The sequence below is a fragment of the Roseateles sp. genome (assembly GCF_036404855.1).
Lineage (GTDB): Bacteria > Pseudomonadota > Gammaproteobacteria > Burkholderiales > Burkholderiaceae_C > Pelomonas.
Genome location: NZ_DASWYS010000084.1, coordinates 1 through 8,913, shown reverse-complemented (window position 1 = coordinate 8,913; position 8,913 = coordinate 1). Strand labels below are relative to the sequence as shown.

Sequence of the window (8,913 nt, the reverse complement as noted above, 5' to 3'; positions counted from 1 at the left end):
CTAGAATTCCGCGCCATTGTTGTCCGGTCTCAGCCCATGCCCACCGATCCCCAACTGCGCCCCCTGCCCCGACTGATCTTTGCCAGCCGCTGGCTGCAGTTGCCGCTCTACATCGGCCTCATCCTGGCACAGGCGATCTACGTGTTCCAGTTCTGGACCGAGCTGCTGCACCTCATCGAGGCGGCCTTCGGCGACAAGCATGCGCTGGAGCTGCTGGTCAAGAGCATCGGCTACCGCGCCGAAGCCGTGCCGGACAAGCTCAACGAGACCATCCTGATGCTGGTGGTGCTGGGACTCATCGACGTGGTGATGATCTCCAACCTGCTGATCATGGTCATCGTCGGTGGCTACGAGACCTTCGTGTCACGCATGAACCTGGACCGCCACCCGGACCAGCCCGAGTGGCTGGGCCATGTGAACGCCTCGGTGCTGAAGGTGAAGCTGGGCCTGTCCATCATCGGCATCAGCTCCATCCACCTGCTCAAGACCTTCATCAACGCGGCCAATTACGACGAGAAGATGCTGATGTGGCAGACCATCATCCACGTCGCCTTCCTGCTGTCGGCCATGGCCATCGCCTACACCGACCGGCTGCTGGACCTGTCCGCTCACGGGGCGGAGGCCGGCAAGCACTGACGACACTGACGATCCAGAAGAAACGCCCCGGTTGCAGCGCGACCGGGGCGTTTTTTCAACCGGGGTGACGGCGACGCCGCCGAAACCTCACCGCAGCGTGTTGGCGCTGCGCCTGCGCGCCTGCGAGGCGAGCAGTGCCGCGATGGCCAGGCCGGCCAGCAGCAGGCTGGCGGGCTCCGGCACGGTGCCGGCCGCATCAAACAGGAAGTTGGGACCGAAATAGGCCGGCAGCGTACCGCCGGCATTGCTCGTGGGATCGGCAAGGGCGCCCCCCTCCACGAAGCGGGTCTCCACGAACGAGATGTCCGCGGGCGTGGAGAAATCGGTCGCATCGCCCGGGTAGACCAGTCCGTCCAGCAGGCTGTTCCAGACCGCACCGATGGTGTAGGTTTCGCCGGCAGTCAGCGTCAGCGCCGTGATGCCCGAGTACCGGAATTGGGCAGTCAGGGGATCGGCCGTGCCTGCACCGATGATGGTGGAGGCGAGCAGCGTCCCGCCGCTGCTCCACAGGCCCACGGCATGGCGCTCGGCCAGGCCGTCCTGGTCGGCATCAAAGACGCCCAGCGCCGTGACGGTGATGTCGCTGTTGACCGTGAAGGACCAGCCCAGCGTGAAAGGCCCGTTGCCCAAAGTCGGGCCCGAGATGTTGGAGATCGAGATGGCAGGCGCCGCCATGGCCTGCATCGGAAGACAGATCGCAGCCGCAGACACCGCGACACCCGCCAGCCAGTTCCTTGTGGATCGAATCATGATGAGCCCCTCCTGGGAAAGTTCCCGAGCCCATCAAGCAAGGTTTGATCCAGAGCGGCAAGCCGTTGATATCAAAGAGTTTTTTACATCCGCCGGCGAGACCATGTCAGGAATCCCGACAGCCGCCCCGCGTCAGCGCCCCACCATGTCCGCCGGCACCACCCAGGCGTCGAACTGCTCGGCGGTGAGATGGCCGAGCGCCAGCGCGGCCTCGCGCAGGCTGCTGCCGTCCTTGTGCGCTTTCTTGGCGATCTGTGCGGCCTTGTCGTAGCCAATGTGGGTGTTCAGCGCCGTGACCAGCATCAACGATCGCTCCACCAGCTCGGTGATGCGGGCCTCGTTGGGCTCGATACCCACGGCGCAATGCCTGTTGAAACTGGCCATGCCGTCCGCCAGCAGGCGGGTGCTTTGCAGGAAGTTGTGGATCACCAGCGGGCGGAACACGTTCAACTCGAAGTTGCCGGACGCGCCGCCGATGTTGATGGCCACGTCGTTGCCCATCACCTGGGCGGCCAGCATGGTCACCGCCTCGCTCTGCGTCGGGTTGACCTTGCCGGGCATGATGGATGAGCCCGGTTCGTTCTCCGGGATGCGGATCTCGCCGATGCCGCTGCGCGGGCCGCTGGCCAGCCAGCGCACGTCATTGGCGATCTTGTTCATGCTGGCCGCCAGTGTCTTCAGCGCGCCATGGGCGTGCACGAGCGCGTCGCAGGAGGCCATGGCCTCGAACTTGTTGGGCGCCGTCACAAAGGGATGACCTGTCAGTCTTGCCAGCTCGGCGGCCACGGCTTGCGCATAGCCCTTGGGTGCATTCAGCCCAGTGCCCACGGCCGTGCCGCCCAGTGCCAACTCCTGGAGATGCGGCAATGCCGCAAGCACGTGACGTTCGCCCTGGGCGAGCTGCGCCACCCAGCCCGAGATTTCCTGGCCCAACGTCAGCGGCGTCGCGTCCTGCAGGTGGGTGCGGCCGATCTTGACGATGCCGTCGAAGGCGTCTGCCTTCTGTTGCAGCGTCGTGCGCAGCGCACGCAGCGGCGGCAGCAGGCGCTCCTGCAGCGCCTGCACGGCGGCCACGTGCATGGCTGTGGGGAAGACGTCGTTGCTGCTCTGGCTGCGGTTCACGTCGTCGTTGGGGTGCACCAGCCGCCCTTCCCCGCGTTCACCGCCCAGCAGCTCGCTGGCGCGGTTGGCCAGCACCTCGTTGACGTTCATGTTGGTCTGCGTGCCCGATCCCGTCTGCCAGACGACGAGGGGAAACTCGTCGGCGTGCTGGCCGGCAATCACCTCGTCGGCCGCGGCCACGATGGCGTCGGTCTTCCTCGCGTCCTGCAGCCCCAGCGCATGGTTGACGACGGCCGACGCCCGCTTCACGCGGGCCAGCGCACGGATCAGCTCGGGCGCCTGGCGCTCGCCAGAGATGTCGAAGTTCTGCAGCGAGCGCTGCGTCTGCGCCCCCCATAGTCGATCAGCCGGCACCTCGATGGGGCCGAAGGTGTCGCGCTCGATGCGGGTGTTCATCACGGGGTCTCCTCGCGGGCTGTAAGCAGCATAGTGGCCATGGCGCCGGATAATCCGGGTCGCAGTCCATCCTCACCCGACTCCGCCATGACCGTCACGATCCGCCAGCAAGACCTCATCGACAGCGTTGCTGCCGCTCTGCAGTACATCTCGTACTACCACCCCGCCGACTACATTGCCCACCTGGCCCGCGCCTATGAGACCGAGGCTTCGCCGGCCGCCAAGGACGCCATCGCGCAGATCCTCACCAACAGCCGCATGTGCGCGGAAGGCAAGCGCCCCATCTGCCAGGACACCGGCATCGTCAACGTGTTCCTGAAGATCGGGATGGACGTGCGCTGGGAAGGCTTCAGCGGCAGCATCGAGGACGCCATCAACGAAGGCGTGCGCCAGGGTTATCTCAATCCCGACAACAAGCTGCGCGCCAGCGTGCTGGACGACCCCATCTTCGCCCGCAAGAACACCAGGGACAACACGCCCGCCGTCGTGCAGATGGAGGTAGTGCCCGGCAACACGGTGGACGTCATCGTCGCGGCCAAGGGCGGCGGCTCCGAAAACAAGAGCAAGGTCTACATGCTCAACCCCAGCGACGACATCGTCGACTGGGTGCTGAAGACCGTGCCGACGATGGGCGCCGGCTGGTGCCCGCCGGGCATGCTGGGCATCGGCGTCGGCGGGACGGCCGAGAAGGCCGCGCTGCTGGCCAAACAGGCACTGATGGAAGACATCGACATGTACGAGCTGCTGCAGCGCGGCCCGCAGAACAAGCTCGAAGAGCTGCGCATCGAGCTGTACCAGAAGGTCAATGCGCTGGGCATTGGTGCGCAAGGCCTGGGTGGCCTGACCACCGTGCTTGACGTGAAGATCAAGACCTTCCCGACGCATGCCGCCAGCAAGCCCATCGCGATGATCCCGAACTGCGCGGCGACGCGCCACGCTCACTTCGTGCTGGACGGCAGCGGCCCCAGCTACATCGAACCGCCCAGCCTGGACCTGTGGCCCGACGTGAACTGGGCGCCCGACTACAACAAGAGCAAGCGCGTCGACCTGAACACGCTGACGCCGGCCGAGGTGGCCAGCTGGAAGCCCGGCGACACGCTGCTGCTGAACGGCAAGATGCTGACCGGCCGCGATGCCGCCCACAAGCGCATCCAGGACATGCTGGCCAAGGGCGAACCGCTGCCGGTGGACTTCACCAACCGCGTCATCTACTACGTCGGTCCGGTCGATCCGGTGCGCGACGAAGTCGTCGGCCCGGCCGGCCCCACCACCGCCACGCGCATGGACAAGTTCACCGACATGATGCTGGCCAAGACCGGCCTCATCGCCATGGTGGGCAAGGCCGAACGCGGGCCCGTCGCCATCGAGTCCATCAAGAACCACAAGAGCGCTTACCTGATGGCCGTGGGCGGTTCCGCCTACCTGGTCAGCAAGGCCATCAAGGGCGCCAAGGTCGTCGGCTTCGAGGATCTGGGCATGGAAGCCATCTACGAGTTCGACGTCGTGGACATGCCCGTGACTGTGGCCGTGGATGCCAACGGCACCAGCGCCCACATCACCGGCCCGGCCGAGTGGAAGCAGCGCATCGCCTCTGGCAAGGCGATCAACATCCCGGTCGCCACAGCCTGACCGGCCGTCAGTGGACCTCGCGCGACGCCACCCAAGGCGGGTGGGTCGCCCAGAGTTTCTGCACCAGCGCGGCATGCCGCTTCTGGAAGTCACGGCTCACGATCAAGTAGAAGGTCTGGGTGCCGAACGGCGGCTCCAGCGGCTCGATGCGGCCCGCCAGCCGGTGCTCGATGAGCACCTTGGCCTGCTCCTCCTGCATCAGCACCAGTGCCACCCGTCCGCGTTCAAGTTTGGCCATCAACTGCTCGGCGGACGTCGCGCGATCGTCGACCGCGACGCCCTGGGCCGCCAGCTGCGGGCCATAGGCATAGGCGAACTGCAGGCCCAGTTTTTCCGTGCCCAGGCCCAGGAACTTCCGTCCATCCCACCCATAGGCCGTGCCGACCCGGCGGTACAGCACGAAGCGCACCGCGCCCAGGCCCCGCTCGGCATCGGGCGCTCCGCCGCGCATCGGGTAGGCCATCCAGTCCAGGCGGTCTGCGGAGAAGATGCCGATCAGCGCATCGGCCTCGCCGTTGCGGCTGTGCTGCAGGCACCTCGCGCGGGGCGCCACGTGCGCCACCACCTCGACATTCAGCGACTTTGCCAGTGCCATCAGCCGGCGCTGGAACAGCCCGCTGCCGTCCGGCATGGAGTACGGATAAAAGGGCACGTCGGAGGTGCAAAGCCTCAGCTTGACCGGCTCGGCGGCCGCCATCCCGGCAGACAGCAATCCGGCCAACATCCACATCGCCCGCATGCCACCTCCCGATTGGCGCAACCCGCACCAGTCTAGTGCGATGCACGCCGAAAATGCCGCACCGCACGCGGCCGTGGCGGGAAACAATCGCCGCAGTTCACCCGGAGACCCACTGCATGACTGACATCCGCGCCTATGCTGCCCTCGCCGCCGGGGGCCCCCTTGAACGCTTCGACTTCGACCCGGGACCGCTGGGCGACGAGGATGTCGAAATCACCGTCGAGCACTGCGGCATCTGCCACTCCGACCTGGCCATGATCGACAGCGAGTGGTTCCCGGCGAACTACCCCGTCGTGCCGGGCCATGAGGTCGTCGGCCGCATCACCGCGCTGGGCCCGCGCGCCAAGGGCCGCCAGATCGGCCAGCGCGTCGGCGTGGGCTGGCATGCCGGGAGCTGCACGCACTGCAACTTCTGCCTGGGTGGCGAGCAGCATCTGTGTGGCAAGCGCCAGCCGACGCTGATCGGCCGCCACGGCGGCTTCGCCGACCGGCTGCGCGCGCACTGGTCCTGGGCGCTCCCGCTGCCCGATGCACTGGACCCCGTCGCCGCCGGTCCGCTGATGTGCGGTGGCGGCACGGTGTTCCTGCCCTTCGTGCTGCACACCATCAAGCCCACCGACCGTGTCGGCGTCGTTGGCATCGGCGGCCTGGGCCATCTGGCCGTCAAGTTCGCGCGCGCCTGGGGTTGCGAGGTAACGGCCTTCACGTCTTCGCCGTCCAAGCGCGACGAGGCGCTGGCGTTGGGCGCGCACAGGACCGTCTCCAGCGTCGACAAGGCCGAACTGAAGGCCGCCGCCGGCAGTCTGGACTTCCTGCTCATCACCGTCGGCGCTGCGCTGAACTGGGATGCGCTGCTGGGCACGCTGGCACCCAAGGGCCGCATGCACATGGTGGGCGTCGTGACCGACGCGCTGAGCCTCAAGAGCGGCGGCCTGCTGTCCTGGCAGAAGAGCCTCTCTGCCTCGCCCACGCCGCCACCGTCGGTGCTGGCGACGATGCTGGACTTCTCCGCCCGCCACCAGATCCTGCCGCAGGTCGAGCGCTTCCCCATGAGCCGCGTCAACGACGCGCTGGATCACCTGCGCTCGGGCAAGGCCCGCTACCGCGTCGTGCTGGACGCGGATTTCTGATCCTGCGCCGTTACTTGTAGAGCACCTGCTGGCGCAAGTCGTTCAGCAGCGGCTGCATGGCCTCGCGGTAGGCCGCATTGACCTCGGGTTCGCAGACGTTGCCCGGCATCCGGTCGGTGACGCTGCGCTTGATGTGCAGCACCCTGCCTTCCAGCTTGTAGCTGCTCTCATAGCTGACCAGTTGGCTGTTCACGGAAATGCCTTCCGGCACGGACAGAACCTGCATGTTGTCTGGCAGCGTGACCTCGTACTCCTCCTCGCTGTGCGAGGAGAAGCACAACGTCTGGTGGTCCTCCGCCGGCTTCACGGCGTACTGGGCATAGGCCGGGACCGGCGCGGAGCTGAACAGGATGGGCCCGATGCCAAAGGCGCCGGCCGCGCCCAGGCGCAGCAGCGGCTGGGTCTGGAACTTCGCCTCGTAGCTGAAGTCGTCGCTGCGGCGTTGCAGGTCCGAGATCTTGGTCAGCTGCCCGTCCGCCGGGATGCGGGAGCTTTCGAAGTGCCGCTTCACGACCGTGTCCAGCTGGTCCTTGTTCAATTGCTTGAGTCCCACACGCATCTGCTGGCCGAAGCGCCCCTGGGCCTGCAGTGTCATCTCGCCCTGGAACGAGCCGTCTGCCGCGATGCGGTAGACGCCCTTGACCCGCTGGGTGGCGCGCCCGCCGTCTTTGGGCGTGCGCGCCGGTACGTCGTCCGTCACGGCAAGCACCGGCTTGTCCTGCACCATCACCGGCAGGTCGCCGAAAAGCGTCTCGGCATCGGTGGAGTCCAGGAACAGTCCCTGCGAAGGCACGTAGTTGATGACGTGGTTGACCATGCTGAGCACGGGTACCGCGGGCAGCTTGAACATCGAGCCCGCATTGACCAGCACCTGCTGACTGGCAATGCCCTTGGCCTGCAGCAATGCCTGCAGCAGCGTCGCGTGATCCTTGCAGTCGCCCATGCGGTTCTCCAGCACGACCGGCAGGTCGCGCGGCACAACCGCACCGATGCCCACGCAATTGCCGGCATAGCCGATCTCGCGCGCCACCCAGTCAAACAGCGCCTGAGTCTGGGCGCGAGGGTCTTCGATGCCTTGAGTGATCTGGTCGGCCAGTGACTGGATGCGCGGCGTCACTGCCGCCTTCGGCGCCGCGCGCTCGACGTAGCGCTGCACGATCTCGCGCTGGCTCTCGAAGCTGGAAATCGCATAGCCTGGGTCGGCGCTCGGGTCGTACACCGAGTAGTCGGCACGTTCGCTGATCACGGGCCTGGGGTTGCTGAACGTCCAACTTAGCACCTGCCGCTTGCCGGAGACTTTTTGGCTGAATTCCATCTGCCGCGCCTCATGCAGCAGCTTCATGCCGGCCGGCGCGTCGAATGTGATGCTCACCTTGTCAAAGGCGTACTGTCGGCTGAAGCTGCCCTCGCGGGAGAACTTGCCCGGAAACAGCGGCTGGCGAGTCACGATGCGGTAGCTCAGCTCGACCGCATCACCCGTCTGCACGTCGGGAAAGACCAGCGTGGTCTGATTCCAGTCCGAGAACAGCGCCGCCGCCCCCTTGTTGCCCGAAGCGGTGCGCAGTTGGTAGTTGCCCTTGGGGACCTTGATGCGGCGGCCGTCGGCCTTGCGCGTGAACGCCTCGACGATCTCCAGCTTCTGCGCACTGGCGCTGTGGGAGATGGTGCGCTGGCGCAGGTTGTCCAGCGCCTCGGCCTTGAGCACGCGAGTCACGCTGCGGTAGGTGCTGACCTCGGTCCCGTCCTCGGCCGCCACATGCTGTTCGGTGTGCAGTTCCACGCGCGCCGGCAGGTCCGTCGCTTCGCGCGACGGCTTGGCAGCCAGGCAGGCTCCGCTGGCCAACAGGGATAAGGCCAACGCGGCCCCTGCCGTTGTGATCCTCTTCTGCGTCATCCGACCTCCCTGGTCTTGGTGCCCTTGGTGGGCGGATTCTGCAGCGGAATGGGGACCGCCCGTCGAGCGGACCGTCAAAACCTAAGTGCTCAGATCAGCGCACCCGGAATACGCCCACCAGCCCCTCTAGTCGCGAGGCCTGTTCGTTCAGGCTCATGGCAGCGGCCGTGCTTTCCTCAACGAGGGCGGCGTTCTGCTGGGTCACCTCGTCCAGCCGGCCCATGGCCTGGCTGACCTGACCCAGGCCGCCGCTCTGCTCGCGCGTGGCCGTGGAAATCTCGCCGATCAGGCTGCTGACGCGCTGCACCTGCCGCACCAGGTCGGCCATGGTCTGGCCGGCCTGCTCGACCTGCTGGCTGCCGCCCGAGATCTTCTCGATGTTCTCGGCAATCAGCTGCTTGATCTCTCGCGCGGCCTCGGCGCTGCGCTGGGCCAGCGAGCGCACCTCGCTCGCAACGACGGCGAATCCGCGCCCCTGCTCGCCCGCTCGGGCCGCTTCCACCGCCGCGTTCAGCGCGAGGATGTTGGTCTGGAAGGCAATGGAGTCGATGACACCGGTGATGTCGGCGATCTTGCGCGAGCTGGTGGTGATCTGGTCCATGGTGGTCACCACCTGG

8 protein-coding genes are annotated in these 8,913 nt (G+C 66.5%); 3 read left to right on the top strand and 5 right to left on the bottom strand.

The window, feature by feature from the left end; translation table 11 throughout:
• Positions 1 to 36 precede the first annotated feature (36 nt).
• A complete protein-coding gene (locus VGF12_RS05670; RefSeq protein WP_331175071.1) occupies positions 37 to 636 on the top strand; it encodes a TIGR00645 family protein in 600 nt (199 codons plus the stop codon).
• Positions 637 to 723: 87 nt separating this feature from the next.
• Here the strand turns inward: VGF12_RS05670 and VGF12_RS05665 are convergent, their stop codons facing one another.
• Positions 724 to 1,386 carry a DUF4082 domain-containing protein gene (locus VGF12_RS05665; protein WP_331175070.1) on the bottom strand — a complete coding sequence of 221 codons (663 nt, stop codon included), beginning with the start codon at positions 1,384 to 1,386 and terminating at the stop codon, positions 724 to 726.
• A gap of 132 nt (positions 1,387 to 1,518) precedes the next feature.
• Positions 1,519 to 2,904 (bottom strand): class II fumarate hydratase, encoded by a 1,386-nt coding sequence (gene fumC, locus VGF12_RS05660; protein ID WP_331175069.1) that lies wholly within the window; start codon positions 2,902 to 2,904, stop codon positions 1,519 to 1,521.
• 87 nt (positions 2,905 to 2,991) lie between these two features.
• Between fumC and VGF12_RS05655 the strand changes: the two genes are divergently transcribed.
• Entirely contained in the window at positions 2,992 to 4,533 is a 1,542-nt protein-coding gene (locus VGF12_RS05655; protein WP_331175068.1) for a fumarate hydratase, read from the top strand.
• Between the two features lie 7 nt (positions 4,534 to 4,540).
• On the opposite strand, the gene VGF12_RS05650 is transcribed toward VGF12_RS05655, so the two are convergent.
• A complete protein-coding gene (locus VGF12_RS05650; RefSeq protein WP_331175067.1) occupies positions 4,541 to 5,272 on the bottom strand; it encodes a hypothetical protein in 732 nt (243 codons plus the stop codon).
• Between the two features lie 116 nt (positions 5,273 to 5,388).
• Between VGF12_RS05650 and ahr the strand changes: the two genes are divergently transcribed.
• On the top strand, positions 5,389 to 6,402 hold the full coding sequence (gene ahr, locus VGF12_RS05645; RefSeq protein WP_331175066.1) for an NADPH-dependent aldehyde reductase Ahr: 1,014 nt from the start codon (positions 5,389 to 5,391) through the stop codon (positions 6,400 to 6,402).
• Between the two features lie 10 nt (positions 6,403 to 6,412).
• On the opposite strand, the gene VGF12_RS05640 is transcribed toward ahr, so the two are convergent.
• Both VGF12_RS05640 and VGF12_RS05635 read right to left on the bottom strand, forming a co-directional pair.
• Positions 6,413 to 8,296, bottom strand: coding sequence for a DUF3857 domain-containing transglutaminase family protein (locus tag VGF12_RS05640; protein ID WP_331175065.1), 1,884 nt, complete (start codon positions 8,294 to 8,296; stop codon positions 6,413 to 6,415).
• Between the two features lie 94 nt (positions 8,297 to 8,390).
• Positions 8,391 to 8,913 (bottom strand): methyl-accepting chemotaxis protein (locus VGF12_RS05635; protein ID WP_331175064.1); only part of this gene is annotated, 523 nt, incomplete at its 5' end.

Excerpts from the sequence above, each read along its gene's own strand:
- fumC (WP_331175069.1), bottom strand. The coding sequence starts at position 2,904 with ATGAACACCCGCATCGAGCGCGACACCTTCGGCCCCATCGAGGTGCCG.
- VGF12_RS05665 (WP_331175070.1), bottom strand. The coding sequence starts at position 1,386 with ATGATTCGATCCACAAGGAACTGGCTGGCGGGTGTCGCGGTGTCTGCG.
- ahr (WP_331175066.1), top strand. The coding sequence starts at position 5,389 with ATGACTGACATCCGCGCCTATGCTGCCCTCGCCGCCGGGGGCCCCCTT.
- VGF12_RS05640 (WP_331175065.1), bottom strand. The coding sequence starts at position 8,296 with ATGACGCAGAAGAGGATCACAACGGCAGGGGCCGCGTTGGCCTTATCC.
- VGF12_RS05670 (WP_331175071.1), top strand. The coding sequence starts at position 37 with ATGCCCACCGATCCCCAACTGCGCCCCCTGCCCCGACTGATCTTTGCC.
- VGF12_RS05650 (WP_331175067.1), bottom strand. The coding sequence starts at position 5,272 with ATGCGGGCGATGTGGATGTTGGCCGGATTGCTGTCTGCCGGGATGGCG.
- VGF12_RS05655 (WP_331175068.1), top strand. The coding sequence starts at position 2,992 with ATGACCGTCACGATCCGCCAGCAAGACCTCATCGACAGCGTTGCTGCC.